We start from the raw sequence: 22,498 nt of genomic DNA, 5'->3' as shown, positions 1-22,498 counted from the left end.
TTTCAAATGCACTTTTGCAGTTGGTCGGCCAACATTCGAACCAATCGCTGAAATCCGCTTATCTTGCCTGTATCTTACGGGGAGATTTCTCGGAAATCAATCACACCCATAAGTCAAATCCCGACTACTCCCACTCCTGCGCAAACCGCCGGCGCTGCTCCCCCTTGCCGCGGGGAGCGCCGCCTTTGCCGGCCCCGGCCTTGGCGGCGCGCTGCCGGCTTTGCTCCTTGGCCGCCTGAAACTTAAGCTCCCGCTGCGTTTTCAAATAGTTGTCCAGCCGTTTGCGTTCGAGCTGCCCGCTGCGCAGCGCTTCCCGAACCGCGCACCCGGCCTCCTTCTGATGCCGGCAATCGCTGAAGCGGCACGCCTTGGCCAATTCCTCGATGTCGCTGAACGCTTCCGACCAGCCGCCGTCATCCTCCCACAACTGCAGCTCGCGCATCCCCGGCGTGTCGATCATGACCGCGCCCTGGGGCAGCACAAACAACTCCCGGTGCGTCGTCGTATGCCGGCCGCGGCTGTCATCCTCGCGAATGCCTTGGGTCCGCTGCATCTCCTCCCCGGCCATCCAGTTGAGGATGGTCGATTTCCCGGCGCCGGACGACCCGGTCAAGGCGACCGTCACGCCCGGTTTCAGCAGCGCATCCACCTGCTCCCGCCCCTGGTTTTCCATCGCGCTGACAACGATGACCGGCACCCCGGGCGCGATCGCTTCCGTTTCGTCAACATACCGCTCCGGATCGGGGCATAAATCCGCTTTGCTCAGAACGATCACCGGAGACGCCCCGCTGTTCCAGGCCATAATCAAGTAGCGCTCCAAGCGCCGCAGGTTGAAATCCAGATTGAGCGCGGCGACCACAAACAACAGATCGACATTGGCCGCGACGATTTGCTCAGTAGGCACCGAACCGGCGGCGCGCCGGGAGATCCGGCTGGTCCGCGGAAGCAGGCCGTGTATCACCGCATCCTGGCTGTCATCCGCCAGAAAACGGAGCGCCACAAAGTCGCCTACCGCCGGAAATTCGCTGCGCTCGCCAAGCTCATACTGCAGGCGGCCGGACATTTCCGCCCAGCCTTCGCCCCGCTCCGAAACGATGCGGTATTTGCGTCCGTGGTCGGCCACGACCCTGCCCGCCCAGACTTCCTTAAGGCCCAGCTCGCTTAAAGCGGTTTCCCGCTCATGATTCCATCCTAAGTTGCTCAAATTCAAATGGGTATTCCTCCTTAAATGTATGGCGGTGCAGCCCCTGCTAAAACAGCGCAAACAGACGCGAGGCTTATCGCCCCGCGCCTGCTTTGGAAGCCGCAGGAAAACCGCCCTCAATTCCGCGCATATAAGCTCGTGCAATTGGAATTAGGGGCAATGTTCCTGCAGCGTTATTCCCGGCCGCCTAACGAAATTCGCTGGCGGCGCAGCAAAAAGCCGCGGGACGACAATACGGTCCCGCGGCTGGGTAATCTTTGCACCTTATCGCTAGCTCTCGTGCATTAACAAAAGGCTAGCGCAAATGCTGTTCCGCCAAGAAGGCCGTACTTACGTCAAAAGTTTCATGAACATCAAGCGTAGACACATGGACTTTTTTCATAATTACCAGCCTCCTTCAAGATTTTGTATCCATCATATTGGATCGGGCACGCTTTGTCAATCCAGCAGAGGAAGAATTTCGTCCAACTCATGGATGGAACGCCAAGGTTCCCCGCCGGCCAGTTCCGTGTCCCAGGCATGTTTGCGCTGCAGCCAAATCCCGCGAATTCCGACCTGCGCCGCTCCCCAAATATCGTTGCGGGGATGGTCGCCGACGATCACCGTCTTCTCCGGGGTTACGCCAAGCCGTTCCAACGCCAGCCGGTAAATTTGCGGATCCGGCTTGCGGATGTCCACGTCCCCGGATACGACGATCGTATCAAAATACGGCCGCAAGCGGAGCAAATCGATTTTTCCGTGCTGCAAATGGCTTATGCCGTTGGTGATGATGCCTAACCGGAGGCCCCGCGAGCGGCAGGCTTCCAATGTCTTGGCCGCGTGATCCATCGCTTTGGCATGGGTCATATAGTTGCGGTCATAATAAGCCTTCAGCTCCTCGAGGTCGGGCCGCTTTTTCCACGGCAGATTTTCGATCATCTCCCGGAAGAAGCCCTCCTTTGGCCGGTATCCATCGGCATCCCTTTCAATCATATAATCGATCAGCTTATTCCGTTCCTCTTCCAAAGCAGGCAACAGGCACTCCCGCGCCAACTGTTCCGCAAACCGGCGAAACGTATGGTCCCGGTCCATCAGCGTATTATCCAAGTCAAACAACACCGCTTCTAGCTGCAATTCAAGTTCCCTCTCTCCCCTACATATTCTCTCTCTATTGTAAAACAGGCTGTCAAATGAAAAGAGCGCAAGGCCCTGATCGGGCCCTGCGCTCCAGGCTCACATGATGCGTCTGGGACGATGGGTAAGCAGCATTTCCTGCTCCGTAACATACAGCGGAAACGGCGGCATTTCCTTAAGGTAATGCTCCCGCATTAACAGCCGGTAATCCACTTGGAACTCGCGGGACTGTTCCAACACCGGAAGTTTTCCCTGCTCATCCATGTAATTGTCCACCGCCGGCTGAACCATGTCCAAGTAATAGGGAATCAGGCGGTCGGCTTCATCAAAAATCTCATAGGTTTCCCTGGACAGAAAAAATCGTTGATTCGTAATGCCGCCCAAATAACGCGACAATCGCTTCATTTCCAGACTTCCGTCAGGCATTAGCAGCGATAACCGGTTTACGCCTTCGGGCATGTCGGCCTCAAAACGCAATACGGCCTCCCTCACCTCATCAAGCGAAACCGAAACGGTATCCGGGGCTCCGACACGAGTTGGTTTTGGTTTTCTTTTGAACCACGACAGCATGTACGGCACCTCCCTAAATCTATCAAATTTATGGCAAGCGCTTACAATATTAGTTTACTCCAAATTTTGTGTTTTGAGACAGCCGCGCTTCAATTGTCACCCAATGGACACAACATGGCTTGATTTCACCAATAAACCGCGAATGTCTGGCTATTCTTTGGCATTTGCTGTAGGATGGTATTGTTTTGAAAATTCTTTTTGAAAACTAAAGAAACCAACAAACACAGGAGGAACCCATGCAGGATGTCATCATCATCGGAGCGGGGCCATGCGGACTGTCGGCAGCGATCGAATGCCAGCGGCGCGGACTGCATGTGCTTGTTCTCGAAAAACATTGCTTAGTCCATTCCATTTACTCTTATCCGACGCATATGCAATTTTTCAGTACCGCCGAACTGCTGGAAATCGGGGATGTGCCGTTTGCTTCCCCCAATGACAAGCCTTTCCGCCATGAAGCGCTGGCCTATTACAGAAAAGTGAGCGGCTTCTACAACGTTCCGGTATCGGCCTATGAGGAAGCCACGGAAGTACAGCGGCAGCAGGACGGCACGTTTATCGTGCGCTCCCTCAAGCGCGGCGGGGAACACGCGGAGTACGCGGCACGGAATGTGATCATTTCGACGGGGTATTTCGATCACCCCAATATTTTGGGCATTCCGGGAGAAAATACCGATAAGGTATCCCATTATTTCCAGGAGGCCCATCCTTATACCGGCACAAAAGTGACGATTATCGGCGGCAGCAACTCGGCCGTGGACGCGGCGCTGGAGCTCGTTCGCGTGAATGCCGAGGTCACCGTCGTTTATCGGGGAGACGATCTGTCCGGCAATATTAAGCCATGGGTGCGCCCGATCTTCGAGAGCCTGGTAAACAAAGGCAAGGTTGACCTGCGGCTAAACTCCCGGGTGATTGAAATCCATCCGGATCATGTAGTCGTCGAAGCGAACGATAGCGGCGAAAAAACGGCGCTGCCCAACGATTTCGTGCTGGCGTTGACCGGATTCCGCCCGGACCGCAAGCTGCTGTTTGGCGCCGGGGTGGAAATGGCCGGCGACATGGAGAAGCCGGTGTTTGATCCGGAAACGATGGAGTCGAACGTGCCGGGGTTGTACGTCGCGGGGGTCATCGCCTCCGGCCGCAACGCCAACGAGGTGTTTATCGAAACCGGACGCGGCCACGGCAAGCTGATCGCGGAGCATATTTTAGCCTCCCGTTCCGCCGAAAAATAACGCGCCAAAATAGCGCAAAGCCAAGTTCGGATTTGTCCATATGAGGAGGTGCGAAGCACCATGAATCAAATCGATGTCACTTCGCTGCTGCTTTTGCTTCTGGCCGCTCTGGGGATCTTCAGCAGCAATATGCCGATTACAGTGGCGATGATCGTCCTGCTGCTGCTGCGTGTGCTGCATTTGAACAGCACGTTCCCCTGGCTGGACAAATACGGGCTGACGATCGGCATCATTATTTTAACTATCGGGGTCATGAGCCCCGTCGCCAGCGGGAAAATCTCGATTCAGACGCTGTGGGGATCTTTTCTCAACTGGAAATCGCTGCTCGCCATCGGCGTCGGCATGCTTGTCGCCTGGCTCGGCGGCCGCGGCGCGGCGCTCATGGGCAGTCAGCCGACCGTCGTGGCGGGGCTGCTCATCGGCACGGTGCTCGGCGTCGCGTTTTTCCGCGGCGTCCCTGTCGGCCCGCTGATCGCCGCCGGGATTTTGTCGCTGATGATCGGGAAGCTGTAGGCTGCCGCCCCCTCCGCCCTGCCGATAGGACCTAAACGAGGGGCAGTCACCTTAAGTTTACGTAAGTCCAAGCTGATAATCGGCCGGTAACGGCTTCCGGTGCTAACGGACCCAGATGCCGCTATTCGCACCATTTCCCGGTATTTCCCAAGCTTACGGACTCAGCGGGCCAGCGGGCGTTATTTGCTCTCAATGAGCATACTCTTGTGCCATTCGGCCAAATAACGCCCAACCAGTCCGTTAGGGGCAAAATCAGCTTGTTTGGGTCCGGATAATTTCGTTCAGGTCCGTTACGAAAGAGAATAGCGGAATTTTTTGTATCTATTTCCTCGTTGTGAAGGTTGCTTGGCAGAATAGGGGAATATTATGGTCTTATTTTCTATCCAGCCGCCAAGAACTGTCCTGATTGCTCTCTTCTTCGAAAAATAACGCCATTTTTTCCCTCTATTGCCCGCATTTTCGGTAAATGAACTGAAATAACGTACTGTTTTTCCGTTATTTAATAACTCCCTCGCCGGCCGACAATCGGAGCAGGCGGCCTGAGATCGTTGCCGAGCCCGTCATTACCCAACCTCACCTCCACTGGGGTTAAATTCTGGATATTGTACAGCTGCGCGTACACGCCGTCCGGTTTGGCCATCAGCTCATCGTGCGTGCCGCGTTCGGCGATTTCGCCGTCCTTCATGACGATGATTTGGTCGGCATGGGTGATCGTGGACAGGCGGTGCGCGACGATCAGCGTCGTGCGGCTGTGCGCAAGCTGCAGCAGCGACTGCTGGATCAGGTGCTCCGACTCCAGATCGAGCGCGGACGTCGCCTCGTCGAGGATGAGGATCGGCGGGTCCTTCAAGAACACGCGGGCGATGGCGATCCGCTGCTTTTGGCCGCCGGACAGCTTCACGCCGCGCTCGCCGACCTCGGTGTCATAGCCGCTTGACAGCTGCATGATAAAATCATGCGCATTGGCCGCTTTCGCCGCGGCGGTTACCGCCTCCTCATCAGCGTCCGGGCGGCCGAACAGGATGTTGTCGCGCACGCTGCCGCTAAACAGGAAATTGTCCTGCAGCACCATCCCGATCCCGCTGCGCAAGCTTTCCATCGTCCACTGCCGGACATCCCGGCCCCCGACGATCACCTCCCCTTTCTGAATATCGTAGAAACGGGGAATCAAACCAACCAGCGACGATTTCCCGCCGCCGCTCATGCCGACGAACGCCACCGTTTGCCCGGGCGCCGCGGCAAACGAAATATCCTTCAGCACCCACTGCCCCTGCTCCTGGTACCTAAACCAAACGTTTCGGAACGCCAAGCCGTGGCTGCCCCGGGGCAGAACCGCCGCGTCCGGCTCATCGGTCATGTCGTAAGGCTCCTCCAGCAGCTCCAGCACCCGTTCCCATGAAGCTGAGGCCTGCGTCAGCGTCGTCGACGAATTGATCAGCCGCTTCAGCGGCGCATACAAACGGTCCAGATAGCCGAAAAAGGCCACAAACGTGCCCAGCGTCAAATGCCCCTGAATCACCTGATAACCGCCGTACCCGATCACAAGCAGCGGCGCGATGTCGGTCATCGTGTTGATGATGGCGAACGTCCAGGCGTTCCAGCGGCTGTGGGCCATCGCTTTTTGCAAATACTTGCCGTTGATCCCTTCGAACTTCTTGCGGTCGTGCCGCTCCAGCGCAAAGCTGCGGATGACCGAGATCCCCTGAATGCGCTCATGCAAATAAGCCTGAATGCCCGCCAGGGCCGCGGACCGGTCTTTGGTCAGCTTTTTCAGCCGCTTGTACAGCACCTTGACCGCGATCGCATACAAAGGAAAAATCGCGATCGACACCAGCGCCAGCAGCGGGTTCAAATAAAACATAAACCCGAGCACGAACACGAGCGTAAACGTGTCCAGCCAGACGTTCATCATCCCGACTTCAACGATATTTTTCGTCTGCTCCGCGTCGTTGATGAAGCGGGAAATGATTTCCCCCACCTTCGTATTCTGATAATACCGCAGCGAGAGCCTTTGCAGATGCCCGTACAGCCGGTTCCGCAGGTCAAACAAAATCCGCGCCGTAATAAACTGGGCAAAATACTGCCGCGCATATTCCACCGGCCCGCGGACGATGACGAACAAAAACAACGTGATTCCGAGCACGATCAACAGCTGCGACACCTTTTGCCCGGCCGCCATGCCCCCGTTCATTAAAATATCGTCCACCACGTACTTTTGCACGAGCGGGAGCAGCGATGGAATGCCGAACTTCAGTATGCCGATGAACAAAGTCAAGATAATCCATTTCGTATAAGGCCGGACAAACGTAAGATAGGCTTTCCAATATTTCAACTTGAGCGCACATCCCTCTCTTGGTAAAAAATATCATTTTTTCGCAATGGCAACATATCCCGGTTTTGGGGATATACGCCGATTTTCGCAAAGCAAGGCTGAATTTATAAACCGGTTGTGGTATACTCCATTTATATTTGATAACTCACTATGAAAATAACGCAGCAACGAGGCACAGGCCGGTTTAGGAGGATGACCATGTCACGCCGATTTGTCATTGAAGCCGTGATGGTGGCGATTTATGGAGAATTGCTGGTGCCCCAGGCACCTGTTGAATATATTGTACCCTACACCACCGTCATGGAGCTCTATGAATTTCAAAATAGCCCGGAACCGTTAATGAACGATCCGGCCGACGATTTTCACGTCAAACAAAAAATAGGCGAGCTGATCACTTATTTGGAGGAGCCGCTGAACCGCAAGAAGCTTGAACGCGCGTTAAACGTGCCCTGGTCCAAAAGCCCGTCCATTTTGTTCGGCGATAAAATATCCTGGACCGTCGTCAACGCGGTCGACAATGAACAATACGGCGAGTTTCTCGACCCGATCGAAACGGAAATCGTGCTCACCGCCCACCGGGAGAACGCCCCGATTTTAACCGATCAATTGGAGCTGATCCGGCGGATCATCGAAGCGGAAATGCCGGTTCAAGTGTTTGATATCGGCGATTTTGAATTTGCCATGGAAGACAGCATGATTTGATTGGGATACAATACGACAGAAAAGGCCCGCGAAGAACGGGCCCTGTTTCGTTATGGCATAAGGCTGCCGGCCATGCGGCCGGTCAGTTCGGTTGCGCCGCCTCGTATTTGTATTCGATGTCGCCAAGCCCCTCGTCATACGTCACGTTCAAATGATAGCCGTCCAAATACCATTTATCCTGGTCCTCCATATAAAACGTGATGCCCTCTACCTCCGAAGTCAAGGCCGGTGATACCGGACGATCGACTCCGATGCCAAGCGAGAACCCCGGATACAGTTTCCCCCCCGAGCTATAGCGGGCGAAAAAACGCACGGCTTGCCCGTTTTTCAGGTCCAACTCCCGCTTAAACCATTCGGCCGCTTCTTGTGTAACGTGGATCATCAGATTCTCCCCTCTCCTTTTTCTTTTATTGTAGACCAAACCGGGCCGATTGCCAAACCCATGTTCGGAAGCGGGAAAAATAAAGTTTGACATCTTCTTGAATCCGGTGATACAATCGGGAACATACAAGACCGCATTTTCAAGTAATTACCAATATACCAAGAAAGGGTGAGCACGGTGTTCAAGTTCAAAGATTCCGACGTACGTCCGCATATGGACCATCCACAACCGAATACCGGAGCAGCCCTAACTCGCTTGGACCCAACTAAACGCTGACCGCCCCGCCATTTTTGAAGGGATGGATTCGGCAAAGGAATTATACGCGGGGCTGCTTCTGTTCTAGAGCGGCGTACGCGGCATATGTTAAGGTTTTTGAAGGCATATCGTTTACGGACGATATGCCTTTTTTGCGGTTTTTTAAGCCACAGAACAACCTGGTATGGAAAAAAGGAGGAAATCGCAATATGTTTTCGGTTCTGAAAAATTTGGGCTGGTTTTTTAAGCGTGAAAAGAGGCGCTACATCATCGGCCTGTTCCTGCTCATCCTGGCGGGGATCGTTGAACTCGCCCCGCCGCGGCTGCTTGGCAGCGCCATCGACGAAATTGTAGGCGGCACCGTAACTTGGGGCTCGCTTACGAAATATATTCTGCTCATCATCGGCTTTTTACTGTTCATTTATTGGATCACCTACATATGGATGCATTCGCTGTTCGGCGGATCGAACCTGGTGGAGCGGCTGCTGCGCTCGCGTTTTATGAGCCATCTGCTGCGGATGACGCCGCCGTTTTTCGAGCGCAGCCGCACCGGGGATCTAATGGCCCGGGCTACGAACGACTTGCGCTCGGTCGCCCAAACCGCCGGCTTCGGGATGCTGACGCTCACCGACTCGACGGCGTATCTGGCGGTCATTTTTGTCGCCATGGGCACGTTGATCAGTTGGAAGCTGACGCTTGCGGCCATCATCCCCCTCCCCTTTATCGCCCTGGCGATGAAGATTTACGGGAAAATCATCCATGAGCGCTACACGCTGGCGCAGGATGCGTTCGGAGACATGAACGACCAGGTGCTGGAATCTGTCGCCGGCATCCGTGTTATTCGCGCCTATGTACAGGAACGGAATGATGAACAGCGTTTTGCCGACATTACCAATGACGTTTACCAGAAAAACCTCGCGGTCGCCAAAGTAGACGCCTACTTTGAACCGACCATCCGGCTCTGCGTTGGTCTCAGCTACGCAATCGGGCTGACGTACGGCATTTATCTCGTCTTTCATAACGAATTAACCCTGGGCGATCTCGTGTCCTTCAACATGTACCTGGGGATGATGATCTGGCCGATGTTTGCGATCGGCGAGTTGATCAACATTATGCAGCGCGGCGGCGCTTCGCTCGACCGCGTCAACGAAACGCTGAACGTCAAGCCGGACGTTGAAGACGTGCCGAATCCGGTGCAGGTGGAAACGCCGGAAACGCTCGAATTCAAAGACGTTACGTTCCGTTATCCGACATCGACCGTCAATAATCTGGAACATGTCAACCTCAAGATTCAGCGCGGAGAGACGCTCGGAATCGTCGGCCGGACCGGCAGCGGCAAGTCGACGCTGCTCAAGCAGTTGCTGCACGAATATCCGCTTGGCAGCGGCGAACTATCCGTCTCCGGCGTGCCGATCCAGGACATCGCGGTGAAACAGCTGCACGGGTGGGTCGGGTATGTGCCGCAGGAGCAAATCCTGTTCTCCAAAACGGTCCGCGAGAACATCCAGTTCGGCTGCAAAGACGCGCCGGATGAAGTCATCATGGAAGCGATCCGCACTGCCGCCTTCGACCAGGACCTCGGCACATTGTCCGACGGGCTGGACACCTTGGTCGGCGAGAGAGGCGTGGCCCTTTCCGGCGGCCAAAAGCAGCGCGTGTCGCTGGCCCGGGCGTTTATCGCCGATCCGGACATCCTGATTCTCGACGACGCGCTGTCGGCCGTCGATGCGCGGACCGAAGCCCGGATCATCGAAAACATCCGCAGCCGCCGAGCCGGCAAAACAACGCTCATCTCCACGCACCGGCTGTCCGCGGTGGAGCATGCCGACTGGATCGTCGTGCTGGAGAAAGGCCGCATCATCGAAGAAGGTACCCACGAATCGCTGCTTGCGCGCGGCGGCTGGTACCGCGAACAATACGAACGCCAGCAGGTCGAATCGAACCTGACTGACTAAGGAGGTGTCCTAAGTTATGCACACCCATACGGGGAAATCGTTATTCAAATACGCCTTAACGGCAAAAAATACATTTATTCTCGCGCTCGTCATGCTGGCGATCGGCGTCGCCGCCGAACTCGCCGGCCCGTTTATCGCCCGCGCGATGATCGACGATCATATGCTGGCGATCGAACAGCCGTTTTACGAAACGGCGAGCCAAGACGAGGGCACCGCCCTTTACGACGGCCGGTACTTTAAGCGCGGCGACCGCTTCGCGGAAGGCGAAGCCAAAGGCGGCGAAGCGCGCGTGCTGCAGGTCGGAACCAGCTTCCTGTTCATCGATGAGCCGGTCGCGGACGTCTCCGGCGACCGCAGCTTCCAGGACGGCTTACTGACCATCACGCGGAAGGACGGCACCGTAAGCGAATATCCGGCGCAAAAGCTCAGCGCCTCCGGGCTGTTCGCTTTTTACAAACCCGAGGTTCCCGGCATTATTTTGCTGATTATTTGGTACTTTGTTTTTCTGGCCGTCTCCATCGTGATGGAATTCGGTAAAACGTACTGGCTGCAGTCCTCCGCCAACAAAGTCATCCGCAAGCTGCGTATGGACGTCTACGCCCACATCCAGCGGCTGCCGGTGTATTTCTTCGACAATCTGCCGGCCGGAAAAGTCGTATCCCGGGTGACGAACGACACGGAAGCGGTCAAAGATCTGTTCATCGCGGTGCTGGCGAACTTTTTTTCCGGGATTATCAATATGCTGGGCGTCTATGTGGCGCTGTTTATTCTCGACGTGCGGCTCGGCCTGATCTGCCTGTTCATCGTGCCGGTCATTTACCTGTGGGTGGTGCTGTACCGGAAGTTCGCCACCAAATACAACACGATCATCCGCTCGCGGCTTAGCGAGATCAACGCGATCATCAACGAGTCGATTCAGGGGATGTCGATCATCCGCATTTTCCGCCGCGAGGCGAAAACGAAGGAAGAGTTCGAAAACCTGAACGACGATTATATGAAATATCAGAACAAGATGCTGAACCTGAACGCTTTTACCTCGCATAACCTGGTGAACGTAATCCGCAACCTGGCTTTTGCCGCGGTGCTCTGGTATTTCGGTTCGGCGCAGCTTGGCGGGGACAGCGTCATTTCGCTGGGCGTGCTGTACGCCTTCGTCGACGTGCTGGGGCGTCTGTTCCAGCCGATCACCGGGATGGTCAACCAACTGGCCGCGCTCGACACCTCGATGGTGTCCGCCGGGCGGGTGTTTGCCCTGATGGACGAACCGGGCGAAGACGTCGTGGACGGCTCGATGCCGCGTTACAAAGGGAACGTGGAGTTCAAAGACGTATCGTTTGCCTACAAAAAGGATTATGTGCTGAAAAATATTTCGTTTGAAGCGAAGCAGGGCCAAACGGTGGCGCTGGTCGGGCATACCGGGTCCGGCAAAAGCTCGATCATCAACCTGCTGTTCCGTTTTTACGATCCGCAAAAAGGCACGATCACGATCGACGGCCAGCCGGTGAAGGACCTGCCCAAGCAGTGGATTCGCCGGCATATGGGCATCGTGCTGCAAGACCCTTACTTGTTCACCGGGACGATTCTGTCCAACGTCACTTTGGGCGACGAGCGGATCCCCCGGGAAGCGGCGGAGCAGGCCTTGCGCGACGTTGGCGCAGCGCGGATTCTCGCGCACCTGCCCAAAGGGCTGGAGGAACCGGTCGTGGAAAAAGGCAGCACCTTGTCCGCCGGCGAACGCCAGCTGATCTCGTTTGCGCGGGCGCTTGCCTTCGATCCGGCCATCCTGATTCTCGATGAGGCGACCGCCAACATCGATACGGAAACCGAAGCGCTGATCCAAAACGCGCTGGAGGTATTGAAGCGGGGCCGGACGACGTTCATCATCGCGCACCGCTTGTCCACGATCCGCAGCGCCGACATGATTCTTGTGCTGCATCGCGGCGAAATCGTGGAGCGCGGCACGCACGAGGAACTGCTTGCTTTAGGTGGACGGTATTATCAAATGTACCGCCTGCAGCACGGAGGCGCGGAAGCGTCCGGCACGCCGGCGGCAGGCCAGTCCTCGACGCCCGTGGCTAATCCGAGCTGACCGCCGCCTTCGCGGTGACAAAAAAACCTTCAGATCCGCTTATCGGGCGGTTCTGAAGGTTTTTTTCATATGCGTTTTGGTTAAGACAGCTTCTTAACCTCCACCGTATATTGGCTGGAGATGTACGTCTCCGCCTTCGTATCGGAAATGACCTGAATATAATTCATGCCCGGTTCGGGGGACAGCAACTCGTAATAAACCGTGGCCTTGTCGCCGGAGAACTCCACTTTGGCCACACGAATGCCGTATCCCGGGTTCGGCTGCTCGGCGCGGGTAAGCACCACCTTGTTGATTTGGTCATTTACTTTTTCGATTTGAAAGCTTACGTTATCCTGCATACCCTGTTCAGCTTCCTTGTATTTTTCGATGTATTCGGCCGCGTTATACACCAGCCGGGCCGCTTCGATGCGGGTTATCGTGTCCTTCGGATGGAACTTGCCCTGCTCGTCCAGGCTGGCGATTTTCAGCAGCAGCAGCTGTTGAATGTGGCCCGAATACTCCACGGTGATCTGATCGGCATCGGCGATTTCGATGAACATTTTGATCATCGGATAGTCGCCCGTCGCGTTGATGCCCTGCGCCAAAATATCGGCAAAAGCTTCCCTTGTCAGCTCGGCGTTCGGGTCAAAGTCTTTGGGCAGCTTGATGCCGTTGTCTGCGGCGATCCGCAGCGCGGAGGAATACCATTCGTCCTTGGCGGGAACCTGTGATTTGGCGGCGTCCTTCACTTTAAGACCAAGCCCATTGACAATCATCGTCACCGCCTGCGCTCCGGTCAGTTTACCCATGGGAACGAACTTGTCCTTCGTGATTCCTTGGATGATTCCTTTTTGCTGCAGTGACTCGGTAATACCCGCATCGTCTCCCTGCACATCGCTGAAAGCGGAAACGGAAGTCGTCATAAGCAGCGAACCGGTCAGCAGCAAAGCGGCTGTAAATTTTAATTTTGGCGTTTTTTTCATGTTCTCATCACCTCTGTCCCCCTAGACGGAAGGCCCGCCCAAAAGGTTGCAGAATTTTCCCTTTCATTGAATGATGCGTGCTCGCTTTCGATGGGCAGCAGGCAGCACACGGTGCGGCTTAACGGTAATTGGGCCAATCCATTCGTTTGGAGTTAACGGCCCTGCCCTGCGTCCTGGATCTCCAGTCTTTCGTTAACGGTGGTAATCCGCTACCGCTTATCAGGTACCCTCAATAAAATAAAGACAAAAAATGTCGTTATTTCGGCGGTATCCGTTCATTTGAGAGAAATAAAGGAATTTTATGCCGCTATTTTCCCCTGTCACAAGGAAATGTCCTCATTCTGGGCCATTCTTAGGAATATAAGTACATAAAATTCCGCTAATGGGGATGAACATGCCAGGCTTCGGAAAATAAGTACATAAAGTACCGCTATTTTGAACGCCGACGGTTGGTCGTTCTCAGCAAGGACTCTGGGTCGATCCCTGCCCGAGTCTACGCATGCTTGCGTTCAAGCTCTTGTAAGCGGCGCGCGATGAGATCGCGGTCGAAATGCTCGCCGATGAACACGGCCACATCCGGTACCTCTCCTTGCGGCGTAATTTTCAAGTAATCCGCTTCCCGGTAGGCGTATTGGAACAGAAACCGGCTGGCCGTGTCGGTAAAGGTCAAAACGCCCTTGCCCCGGTAAACTTCACGCGGCAGCTCCGCAATAAACCGTTCGAATTCCTCGCTGTCCACCGGACCGTCAAAATAATGCGTATATACGGTAACATGCTCATGCGAAGCATGGGTGTGATCGTGTTCGTGTTGATGCTTGTGTTGATGCTCATGTTCGTGATCATGTTGATGTTGGTGTTCGTGTGCATGTTCGTGCTTATGTTCATGTTGATGCTCGCGTTGATGTTCGTCCATAGATTGTTCATATTCATACTCGTGCTCGTTCTCATGCGCTTCGCCACCTGCTTGATGATTCGCTTGGCCCTCCTCTTGCTCAAACCGCGGATCGTGCAGCTCGGGACCGGGCCGATGCCCGCTTATTAAGCCGGGGATGTCGACCTCGCAATTTACGGCCGGTACGATTTGCGCGTACGGGTTTAGCTTGTGCAGCAAATCGGTCATCTCCCGCTGCCGCTCTTCGCCGATCATGTCGATCTTGTTCAGAATAAGGACGGACCCGCAGCGGATTTGCTCCAGCATCAAACGGTAGGTCTTCCCCTTTTGCGAATCGTGCAGCCCGGCCAAATGCGCTGCATCCACGACGGTGATCATCGGCTTGATCTCCAGCTTCAAATACAGCGACACCTCGGTGACCGCATCGAATATTTCCAGCGGATTCCCCGCCCCGGTCGCCTCGATGACGACCAGATCCGGCTTTTCCGCCGAGATCAGCTCGGCCATCTGCACGCTTAAATCTCCGCGGATCGTGCAGCAAATGCAGCCCCCCAGCATTTCCGCCATCGGCACTTCACCCGGGACGAGCAGGCCGTCCAGGTTGACGTCCCCGATTTCGTTCATGATGACGGCCGGCCGTAAGCCCTTATCCTGCCAAAACTTAAGCAATCGCTGCAGCAGCGTCGTTTTCCCGCTCCCCAAAAATCCGGACAATATATAAACTGGCGTAATTTTTTCCATGAATTTCCCTCTTCTCCTCCTGGGCTAACCGGCATGCTGAGGCTGGTCGGTCCCGATCCATCTGTACGAATGCGAGTTTACACCAAGCGGCCGGGACATGCAACCCTATTTCACGCCAAGATGTTTTGCCCGAGAAGTGGTAAAATGATAGTAATTCTATCTTACACTGAAAGGAAACGATATAAAAATGAGATCTGTAGATGAACACCGCAGTGAAGCGCCGGATCAGGTATCTTGCCTGGTGGTCACGGTATCGGATACGCGGACGGAAGAAACGGACAGCAGCGGCCGGCTGATCAAAGAGCTGCTTCAGCAGAACGGTTACCGGGTTGCCAGGTACGTCATCGTCAAAGACGATTATGACGGGATTCGCCAGCTGCTGCGCGAAGCGGCCTCCGACCGCAGCGTCGAAGCGGTGCTGCTCACTGGCGGAACCGGCATCGCGCCCCGGGACACAACGTATGAAGCGGTCCGCAGCTTGCTGAATAAGGAAATGCCCGGATTCGGCGAAATTTTCCGCTATCTCAGCTATACCGAGGATATCGGAGCCGCCGCGATACTTAGCCGGGCGATTGCCGGCACGATCAGCAACAAAGCCGTGTTTTCCATCCCCGGGTCGCAAGGGGCCGTCAAACTCGCCATGGAGCGGATCATCATCCCCGAACTGCGCCACGTGATGCGGGAAATTTACAAAAAGTAAACTCCAAAAAAACAACCAACCTCTAACCGGGTGCGGCCCTGAAAAAGAGGTTGGTTATCGCTTCATGTTATTGGGCGGCACGGTCCTGCATCCGCATCAAAAGACGGTCAAATATCGTTTTCATTTGCTCGCGATATTGACTGTTTTTTTGCGCCGTGGAGGCGTAAACCAACGCGGCGTTGTCCCGCGTTCGTATGAGGGAAGCCTGGCTGGCAGCAGCAGCCGCGTGAAGCCCTTTCTGTCCATCGCCGGAGCCGTAAATTTCCGTCATTTCGCGAATCCGGTCCTGTTCGCTGGGGAATACATGGACGATGATGAAATGCCGCGCGTCTCCGTTAATGAAATAACTGTAGCTGATATTCCCGTCAAGCCCTTCGGCATACGTTTCATGCGTCAGGCGAATCCCCCGCTCGGCGCATTCCGCTTTTAACGAACGCAGCAAGGAGGTGTTGAGCGTCGTTCCGCTCGTCAGCTGCCTTTGGTTGCCCTTCCGATAGCTGTTCATGTTGTATTTTTCCATTTCCTGCTTCGCCACTTTTTGCATCCCATTGCCGCAGCCCGTGCAGAGCGATACCGCCAATACCAAGCCAAGACCGAGTTTACACCAATTCATGTCAATACCCCACCTTTGCACATAGCTTTCGCTTGCCGCTCCGATGGGGTTAGGGTGTCTCATATCCGCCCAGTTTATACCATCCTCTGGGTCTAATCTTTAAAAACGATCACCTGCCGGCCAACGGCCCGGCCGGCAAGGATCGTCTCCAACGTTTGCGGAAGCTGCTCGGGGGAATATACGTTAATCCCTTCGTTCAGCGCGCGCTCCGGCTTCCATTCCCCGGCCAGCCGCTGCCATAACTGAAGGCGCAGCGGCGTCGGGCAAGAGACGGAATCGATGCCAAGCAGATTCACGCCCCGTAAAATAAACGGATAAACGGTGGTTTCCACGTTTCCGCCCGCAGTCAGTCCGGACAAGGCGACGGAGCCGCCGTATTTGACCGCTTTAAGCAAATCGGCCGTCATCGGCCCGCCCACCGGGTCGACGATAGCTGCCCAGCGTTCCTTGCCGAGCGCTCCTTTGGCCCCGGACGACGCCTCTTCCCGCGAGATCACATCGGACGCGCCAAACGAAAGGAGTTTTTCCCGCACACCGGTTTTGCCGGTGACGGCCACGACTTCAAACCCCAGCTTGCCGAGAATGGCCACGGCCATGCTGCCGACGCCGCCGGTCGCCCCCGCGACAAGCACGGGGCCGTCCTCCCGCGTCAGCCCGTTATCGAGCAGGCGTTGTACGGACAATGCCGCCGTAAAGCCGGCGGTGCCAATCGCCATCGCCTCCTGGGCCGTCAGCCCCTGCGGCAGCGGCACAAGCCAGTCCCCGGGTACCCGGGCGACTTCGGCAAAGCCGCCTTCGTGCGTTACACCCAGCCCGTAGCCGGTGCACAGCACCATATCCCCCGGCTGAAACCGCACATCGCGCGATTCGGCGACTTCCCCGGCCAAATCGATTCCGGGGATAAATGGATACTTCCTCACGATTTTGCCGTCCGGAATGCTCGCCAGACCGTCTTTATAATTGACGCCCGAATAATGGACGCGAATCGTGACCTCGGCATCGGGCAGATCCGACAGACTGACCTTTTCGAGGGCGGCGCGAAATCCTTGCTCATCCTGATGCACGCGGAAGGCGCGAAACTGTTGTTCCATTCTCTTCCCTCCTTTCGTCAAAATCAAAGATAAGGATGCTCATGCTTGGCCAGCAGCATCTGCCAGCGGCGTTCAACTTCACGTTCAAATTCGGCCAGCGCTTCGGCATTTTCCGGCTTCGTTAAATGGCGGGTTTTGCCCATCGTTTTCAGCCAGTCCGTCAACGGCACGCGTTTTTCCTTCTCCTCCGGGTTGTACGTAATCGTCGTTTGTCCATGCTCGACTTCGTACAACGGGAAAAAGCAGGAATTCACCGCCGCATCGACGATATTCGTGCCCTGGTCGTCGGGGCTGATCCAGTTGAGCGGGCAGGCTATCAATATTTTACCATAAACGAGCCCTTCGTTCTGCGCATACCACTGCGCTTTGGCCGCCTTTTTCACCAAATCCTGCGGATAAGCCTCGCTGCCCGTAAAGACGTATGGGATATTGGTCGCCGCCATAATTTGCGCCGTGTCTTTATGCTGGAACGCCTTCCCTTTTTGCACCTTGCCGATGTTGGATGTGGAAGTCCGGTGGCCCAGCGGTGTCGAATAGGACAATTGCGCCCCGGTGTTCATGTATCCTTCGTTATCGTACTCGATGATAATCATTTTATGATTGCGCAGCGCGGCCCCGATCGCCGGTCCCATGCCGATGTCCATCCCGCCGTCGCCAGTGACCATTACGAACGTAAAGTCGTCCTTCAGACCAAGATCGTCCAGCTCGCCCCGGCGTTTTCTTTCCCAAAACATCTCAACGACCCCGGACAAGGTGGCCGCCCCGTTCTGGAACAGGTTGTGAATAAAAGTAGCCTTATGGGAGGAATAAGGATACCCGGTCGTTACGACCATCGCGCAGCCCGTATGGAACAACGCCACGATGTCGCCTTCGATCCCTTTAAAAAACAGCTCCAGTCCGGAGAAAATGCCGCAGCCCGGACAAGCGCCGTGGCCCGGAGCGATCCGCTTCGGCTTCTTCGTAAGCGAGCGCAGCGGCGGAATCCGCACGCCCAGTTTGCCGGTTTCTTCGTTCCGGGTAACGGTGATCAGCCCGGTCTTCAAATCTTCGAATTTGAGCGGATTCAGCACCCGCTTCGGCGTTTTGTCCGGATCGCCCGGCGTATGGCCGTAATAATCAAACGGAACCTCGACGCGGTTCTTCTCCACGGCATCGATCGCAAGCTGGAACAAGTGGTGGCCATCTTCGGCGTAAAATTCTTTGCCCCCGAGGCCATAGATCCGGCTGATCACCTGTGTCGTATGATTGCCGTGCGTAAACAGCGCGGCTTTGATTTCATTCACCATGTTTCCGCCGTGCGCCCCATAAGAATCACCGCGGTCGCCGACAGTGATCGCCTTGACATTTTTCAGCGCTTCGGCGATTTGCTTCTGCGGGAACGGCCGGATCATGTTTGGCGCGATCGAACCCGCTTTGATGCCTTGGCGGCGCAGGTCGTCAACCACGTCCTTGATGATTTCGGACGCCGAGTTCATCAAGAAGACAGCGACTTCCGCATCCTCCATGCGGTACAGATCAAGCACCTTGTATTCCCGGCCGGTCAACGCCTCGTATTCGCCGGCAATGCGCTCGAAGACGCGTTCCGCATTGTACATCGCCACGGACTGCTGATAGCAGTTGTTGATATAATCAGGCTCGTTCATATACGGGCCGACCGTGATCGGATTGTTGCGGTCAAGCGTGTGCGCAAATCCGGCCGGCGGACGTTCCCCGATGAATTTCAGCACATCTTCCTGTTTCGCAAAGGTATGCACCCGGCGTTTTTGATGCGATGTAAAATAGCCGTCCGAAGCGATGAGCACCGGCAATCTTACCTCCGGATCCTCGGCCAGCTTGATCGCCATGATGTTCATGTCATAAACGGCCTGCGGATCGCGGCACATCAGAATCGGCCAGCCGGTGTTCAGCGCAAAGTACAGGTCCGAATGGTCGCCGTGGATGTCCAGCGGCCCGGAGATCGCCCGGCAGACCAGGTTCATGACCATCGGGAAGCGGGTTCCCGACTGCACCGGCATTTGCTCCAGCATATACAAATAGCCTTGCGCGCTGGTCGCGTTAAACACCCGCCCGCCGGCAGTGGAAGCGCCGTAGCAAATCCCGGCGGAGCTGTGCTCGCCGTCCGAAGGAATAAGTTTGATGTCATGTTGGCCGTTCGCTTTCATCAAATCGAGAAACTGCGCGACCTCCGTGGACGGAGAAATCGGAAAATACCCCATGATATGATAATTGATCTGGCTCGCGGCATAAGCGGCCATTTCGTTGCCCGACTCATACACGACGCGCTGTTCGACCGTCCCGGCGCGGCGTTCTGTTTCAATATCGATCGCCATATTGTTTGTACCACCTTTCCCCTTAATTAATGAACCGCCAAATCGAACAGATGCGGAACCCGATGCTCCTCCGCGTAACCGTCTTCTTCCCGCTCCCCGGACAAAGCGTCTGTCGGGCAGGCGTGAATGCATTTCAGGCAGCCTTTACAGTACTGGTAATCGATGCCTTTCAGGAACATCTGCGGCCGCCCTTTCTTATCCGGCTGTTCTTCCCATACAAAGCAATTATCCGGACAAACGTTGTCGCAAGCCGCGCAATTGATGCAAGTTTCCGCTTTAAAATGCGGCATCATCCCGGAACGGGAGATGCTGAGATCTTTCAAAAAGCTGTTGCCCGGATTGACGATAATACCGCCGATCGGCTGGGTTTCATACCCGAGCATCGGCGTATCGGCGCGTACAAAAGCGGGCATGCTGACGCCTTCCGGCAGCGCAAACGTTTCAAAAACGACCTCGTTATATCCGCGGTCAAACGTGGCCAAAGCGGGCGCCACCGTCTGCGGATATTTTTTCTCCAGCGATTTGCGGATAACATCTTTCATCGTTTCCGCATCAAGGAACGGGCATAACCGGAACAAAGCCCCGAGCATCGCCATATTGACCCGGTTCTTCTCCTCGAGCGCGATGCCGGTCGCATCGATGACGGCGATCGTCCCTCCGACAAGCTTCATCTTTTCCTTGAGCTCTCGCGGAGTTTTGCGCGAATTGACAAGCACGGTGCTGTCCTCGTAAATTCCGCTGATGACGTTCACCGTTTTGGAGAGCGCCTCCTGAAAAATGCCGACGATATGCGGCCGTTCCACCGGCGACGTATCGCGGATCGGCGTATTCAAGTCGCAAAACCGGATGTGCGCCTTTACCGGAGAGCCTTTTTTCTCCGAGCCGTAAGACGAAAAGCTGACTCCATTGAAGCCAGCTCCTTCCACCCCGGCTTCCGCCAGCATTTTGCCGGCCAGATTGGCTCCCAAACCTCCGATGGACTCCAAACGAATTTCAAAAAAACCAAGTTCATTTACTTTCGGTAACTGTACCACGCGTTTGGCCCCCTCCTTCTCGCTTATGCGAGTTTATTAACGGCGTAAAACAAACTATTGATGAGTGACAAAACAGCATAACTTTGTTAATTTTTAAAATATCACAGAAGACGTGTGACTTATGTAACAAATGTCATAAATACATTCTTGATTCACGCCGCCAAATAAAGAAAAAGCGAGAGCGCCCCAATCCGCCCGGAGCGCTCTCGCTTCATTCTAAATTCATTTTTTTGTATCCTTATTAGTGACCGGCCATGACCCCGGGGTCCGCTTGCGCCCCTTCGCCGGGTTGCCCTTCGGCAGGTTCGGCCTGCTTTTTCGGTTTGGACAGCATCAGGGTAAGCACAAAACCGGCAGCGGCCAGACATGAAGCCACAAAATAAGTGTCGCCGAACCCGGCCGCTGCGGCCTGCAGCGAATGGCTTCCTTCCTTCACCGCCGCCTCCGCCAGATGGCTGTTGATCCGCGAGGTTAAGTACCCGGTTAACCCGGCGACCGCAAAGGAGACGATCACCTGCTGCGCGGCGGTCATCAGCGGCGTGACCCGGGCGACCAGATGGCGCGGCGCGGAGTTCAGGATATGGGTGTTCAGCGGCATCATCGTGAGCCCCATGCCGCTGCCGAGCAGCCCCAGCGGGAGCAAAACCATGGCAAGGCTGGTGTCCGCCGTGATCCGCGACAGCAGGAATAAGGCGGTAGATACGATGCCAAGGCCGATAAAAGCGAGCGGGCGGGCGCCCACCCGGTCAAACAGCCGTCCGCTGATCGGCATGAAGAAGGCCGAGGCCAGCGCTTGAGGAAGCAGGTAAATCCCGGTTTCGAACGCGCTGTAGCCTCTGACCTGCTGCAGGTATAGCGGCGTTAGAATCATCGAGCCGAACAACGCCGCCTGGGCAATCCAGACCAGAACGATCCCTCTTGTAAAATGGGAGGAGCGGAATACGCGCAGCTCCAGCAATGGCTGTTTATGTCTGATTTCAACGATGATGAAGAGAAGCAAAGCCGCAATACCAACGCTAAGCCCCGTAATCGTAGCCGCGGAAGTCCAACCTGTGCCTCCTTCACCGACCCCGAAGGTCAGCATCGCAAAGGCGATAGGGGCCAAAATCATCCCTAACATATCCAACCGCGGCGCTTCCCGCCGTTCGGATTTCGGCAAAAAACGTAGGCCTACCAACAAGGCGATGATGCCGATCGGCAAATTGATCAGAAAAATCCAGTGCCAGCTTAAATTTTCGACCATCCAGCCGGACAAAACCGGACCCAGGGCCGGCGCCAGCAGCATCGGCACGCCGAGCGCGCCCATGACCGCGCCCCGCTTCTCCGGAGGGGCAAGCTTGAACACCATCGCAAAGCCGATCGGCGAGACCATCCCGCCTCCCAAGCCTTGAATGACGCGGAACACGATTAACTGGTTCGGCGTCTCCGCCAAAGCGCATAAGACCGAACCAAAGGTAAACAAGGCGATCGTAATCAGGAAGATCCGCTTCTCGCCAAATTTATCGGTCATCCAGCCGGCCAGCGGGATCACGGCGGATAACGCCAATGTATAACCGGTGATCGTCCACTGCACCGTCTTCAAATCCGTGGCAAAATAATCCACCAGCCTGGGAACGGCAACATTGACCACCGTACTATCCAAAATAACCATAATCATGCCGACAATAACGGCTAACAGCGGCGCAATGATGGATCGGATGGAAAACGCTTGGACGTTTGCCGGGTTTTCCGCAGTATTCGGCATACTTTCACTCAACTTTCTCTCTATGATTTAAACAACGTTTTAAACAT

General features: G+C 55.4%; 18 protein-coding genes. 6 read left to right on the top strand and 12 right to left on the bottom strand.

The features are described from left to right. Positions 1 to 124 precede the first annotated feature (124 nt). The 3 genes from rsgA to EHV15_RS22940 form a co-directional block, all read right to left on the bottom strand. Positions 125 to 1,210 carry a ribosome small subunit-dependent GTPase A gene (rsgA, locus tag EHV15_RS22950; RefSeq protein ID WP_246061743.1) on the bottom strand — a complete coding sequence of 362 codons (1,086 nt, stop codon included), beginning with the start codon at positions 1,208 to 1,210 and terminating at the stop codon, positions 125 to 127. Positions 1,211 to 1,642: 432 nt separating this feature from the next. Then, positions 1,643 to 2,317 (bottom strand): HAD family hydrolase, encoded by a 675-nt coding sequence (locus tag EHV15_RS22945; RefSeq protein ID WP_128633267.1) that lies wholly within the window; start codon positions 2,315 to 2,317, stop codon positions 1,643 to 1,645. 99 nt (positions 2,318 to 2,416) lie between these two features. Then, the gene (locus EHV15_RS22940) at positions 2,417 to 2,887 is read right to left on the bottom strand and encodes a DUF3939 domain-containing protein (RefSeq protein WP_128633266.1); all 471 of its coding nucleotides are present in this window, start codon (positions 2,885 to 2,887) and stop codon (positions 2,417 to 2,419) included. A gap of 236 nt (positions 2,888 to 3,123) precedes the next feature. Here EHV15_RS22940 and EHV15_RS22935 point away from each other — a divergent pair, with 236 nt between their 5' ends. Beyond that, a complete protein-coding gene (locus EHV15_RS22935) occupies positions 3,124 to 4,116 on the top strand; it encodes a YpdA family putative bacillithiol disulfide reductase (RefSeq protein WP_128633265.1) in 993 nt (330 codons plus the stop codon). Between the two features lie 60 nt (positions 4,117 to 4,176). Continuing rightward, a complete protein-coding gene (locus EHV15_RS22930) occupies positions 4,177 to 4,629 on the top strand; it encodes a DUF441 domain-containing protein (protein WP_178075936.1) in 453 nt (150 codons plus the stop codon). Positions 4,630 to 5,128: 499 nt separating this feature from the next. Here the strand turns inward: EHV15_RS22930 and EHV15_RS22925 are convergent, their stop codons facing one another. Further along, positions 5,129 to 6,961 carry an ABC transporter ATP-binding protein gene (locus EHV15_RS22925; RefSeq protein ID WP_128633264.1) on the bottom strand — a complete coding sequence of 611 codons (1,833 nt, stop codon included), beginning with the start codon at positions 6,959 to 6,961 and terminating at the stop codon, positions 5,129 to 5,131. A 198-nt stretch (positions 6,962 to 7,159) separates the two neighbouring features. On the opposite strand from EHV15_RS22925, the gene EHV15_RS22920 reads away from it, so the two are divergent. Continuing rightward, entirely contained in the window at positions 7,160 to 7,663 is a 504-nt protein-coding gene (locus tag EHV15_RS22920; protein WP_128633263.1) for an ADP-heptose synthase, read from the top strand. Positions 7,664 to 7,745: 82 nt separating this feature from the next. Here the strand turns inward: EHV15_RS22920 and EHV15_RS22915 are convergent, their stop codons facing one another. Beyond that, positions 7,746 to 8,048: a HesB/YadR/YfhF family protein gene (locus EHV15_RS22915; RefSeq protein WP_128635483.1), complete on the bottom strand. Its 303-nt coding sequence runs from the start codon at positions 8,046 to 8,048 to the stop codon at positions 7,746 to 7,748. A 461-nt stretch (positions 8,049 to 8,509) separates the two neighbouring features. On the opposite strand from EHV15_RS22915, the gene EHV15_RS22910 reads away from it, so the two are divergent. After that, positions 8,510 to 10,255 (top strand): ABC transporter ATP-binding protein, encoded by a 1,746-nt coding sequence (locus EHV15_RS22910; RefSeq protein ID WP_128633262.1) that lies wholly within the window; start codon positions 8,510 to 8,512, stop codon positions 10,253 to 10,255. A 16-nt stretch (positions 10,256 to 10,271) separates the two neighbouring features. Beyond that, positions 10,272 to 12,344, top strand: a complete 2,073-nt coding sequence (locus EHV15_RS22905; RefSeq protein WP_128633261.1) for an ABC transporter ATP-binding protein — start codon at positions 10,272 to 10,274, stop codon at positions 12,342 to 12,344. A gap of 80 nt (positions 12,345 to 12,424) precedes the next feature. Here EHV15_RS22905 and EHV15_RS22900 read toward each other — a convergent pair whose 3' ends face one another. Together EHV15_RS22900 and EHV15_RS22895 are read right to left on the bottom strand one after the other, a co-directional pair. After that, positions 12,425 to 13,306 (bottom strand): protease complex subunit PrcB family protein, encoded by an 882-nt coding sequence (locus EHV15_RS22900; protein ID WP_128633260.1) that lies wholly within the window; start codon positions 13,304 to 13,306, stop codon positions 12,425 to 12,427. A 493-nt stretch (positions 13,307 to 13,799) separates the two neighbouring features. Continuing rightward, entirely contained in the window at positions 13,800 to 14,939 is a 1,140-nt protein-coding gene (locus tag EHV15_RS22895; protein WP_128633259.1) for a CobW family GTP-binding protein, read from the bottom strand. A 187-nt stretch (positions 14,940 to 15,126) separates the two neighbouring features. Here EHV15_RS22895 and EHV15_RS22890 point away from each other — a divergent pair, with 187 nt between their 5' ends. After that, complete coding sequence (locus EHV15_RS22890) at positions 15,127 to 15,639, top strand: MogA/MoaB family molybdenum cofactor biosynthesis protein (protein ID WP_425464447.1); 513 nt, start codon at positions 15,127 to 15,129, stop codon at positions 15,637 to 15,639. 67 nt (positions 15,640 to 15,706) lie between these two features. Here EHV15_RS22890 and EHV15_RS22885 read toward each other — a convergent pair whose 3' ends face one another. From EHV15_RS22885 to EHV15_RS22865, 5 genes are all read right to left on the bottom strand, one after another. Then, a complete protein-coding gene (locus EHV15_RS22885; RefSeq protein ID WP_128633257.1) occupies positions 15,707 to 16,252 on the bottom strand; it encodes a hypothetical protein in 546 nt (181 codons plus the stop codon). Between the two features lie 92 nt (positions 16,253 to 16,344). Further along, positions 16,345 to 17,343, bottom strand: coding sequence for an acrylyl-CoA reductase family protein (locus EHV15_RS22880; protein WP_128633256.1), 999 nt, complete (start codon positions 17,341 to 17,343; stop codon positions 16,345 to 16,347). A 23-nt stretch (positions 17,344 to 17,366) separates the two neighbouring features. Further along, complete coding sequence (locus EHV15_RS22875) at positions 17,367 to 19,673, bottom strand: thiamine pyrophosphate-dependent enzyme (protein ID WP_128633255.1); 2,307 nt, start codon at positions 19,671 to 19,673, stop codon at positions 17,367 to 17,369. 26 nt (positions 19,674 to 19,699) lie between these two features. Then, a complete protein-coding gene (locus EHV15_RS22870; protein ID WP_128633254.1) occupies positions 19,700 to 20,707 on the bottom strand; it encodes a 2-oxoacid:acceptor oxidoreductase family protein in 1,008 nt (335 codons plus the stop codon). 241 nt (positions 20,708 to 20,948) lie between these two features. Next, the gene (locus EHV15_RS22865; RefSeq protein ID WP_128633253.1) at positions 20,949 to 22,451 is read right to left on the bottom strand and encodes a DHA2 family efflux MFS transporter permease subunit; all 1,503 of its coding nucleotides are present in this window, start codon (positions 22,449 to 22,451) and stop codon (positions 20,949 to 20,951) included. Positions 22,452 to 22,498 lie beyond the last annotated feature (47 nt).

The organism is Paenibacillus oralis (assembly GCF_003863965.1).
GTDB classification, from domain to species: Bacteria; Bacillota; Bacilli; order Paenibacillales; family Paenibacillaceae; genus Fontibacillus; species Fontibacillus oralis.
This window is presented reverse-complemented; position numbering and strand designations above follow the sequence as displayed.

Bases quoted from the DNA above. Each gene is read 5' to 3' on its own strand.
- EHV15_RS22905 (WP_128633261.1), top strand. From the start codon at position 10,272: ATGCACACCCATACGGGGAAATCGTTATTCAAATACGCCTTAACGGCA.
- EHV15_RS22930 (WP_178075936.1), top strand. From the start codon at position 4,177: ATGAATCAAATCGATGTCACTTCGCTGCTGCTTTTGCTTCTGGCCGCT.
- EHV15_RS22880 (WP_128633256.1), bottom strand. From the start codon at position 17,343: ATGGAACAACAGTTTCGCGCCTTCCGCGTGCATCAGGATGAGCAAGGA.
- EHV15_RS22890 (WP_425464447.1), top strand. From the start codon at position 15,127: ATGAGATCTGTAGATGAACACCGCAGTGAAGCGCCGGATCAGGTATCT.
- EHV15_RS22940 (WP_128633266.1), bottom strand. From the start codon at position 2,887: ATGCTGTCGTGGTTCAAAAGAAAACCAAAACCAACTCGTGTCGGAGCC.
- EHV15_RS22885 (WP_128633257.1), bottom strand. From the start codon at position 16,252: ATGAATTGGTGTAAACTCGGTCTTGGCTTGGTATTGGCGGTATCGCTC.
- EHV15_RS22935 (WP_128633265.1), top strand. From the start codon at position 3,124: ATGCAGGATGTCATCATCATCGGAGCGGGGCCATGCGGACTGTCGGCA.
- EHV15_RS22865 (WP_128633253.1), bottom strand. From the start codon at position 22,451: ATGCCGAATACTGCGGAAAACCCGGCAAACGTCCAAGCGTTTTCCATC.
- EHV15_RS22900 (WP_128633260.1), bottom strand. From the start codon at position 13,306: ATGAAAAAAACGCCAAAATTAAAATTTACAGCCGCTTTGCTGCTGACC.
- EHV15_RS22875 (WP_128633255.1), bottom strand. From the start codon at position 19,673: ATGGCGATCGATATTGAAACAGAACGCCGCGCCGGGACGGTCGAACAG.
- EHV15_RS22895 (WP_128633259.1), bottom strand. From the start codon at position 14,939: ATGGAAAAAATTACGCCAGTTTATATATTGTCCGGATTTTTGGGGAGC.
- EHV15_RS22910 (WP_128633262.1), top strand. From the start codon at position 8,510: ATGTTTTCGGTTCTGAAAAATTTGGGCTGGTTTTTTAAGCGTGAAAAG.
- EHV15_RS22920 (WP_128633263.1), top strand. From the start codon at position 7,160: ATGTCACGCCGATTTGTCATTGAAGCCGTGATGGTGGCGATTTATGGA.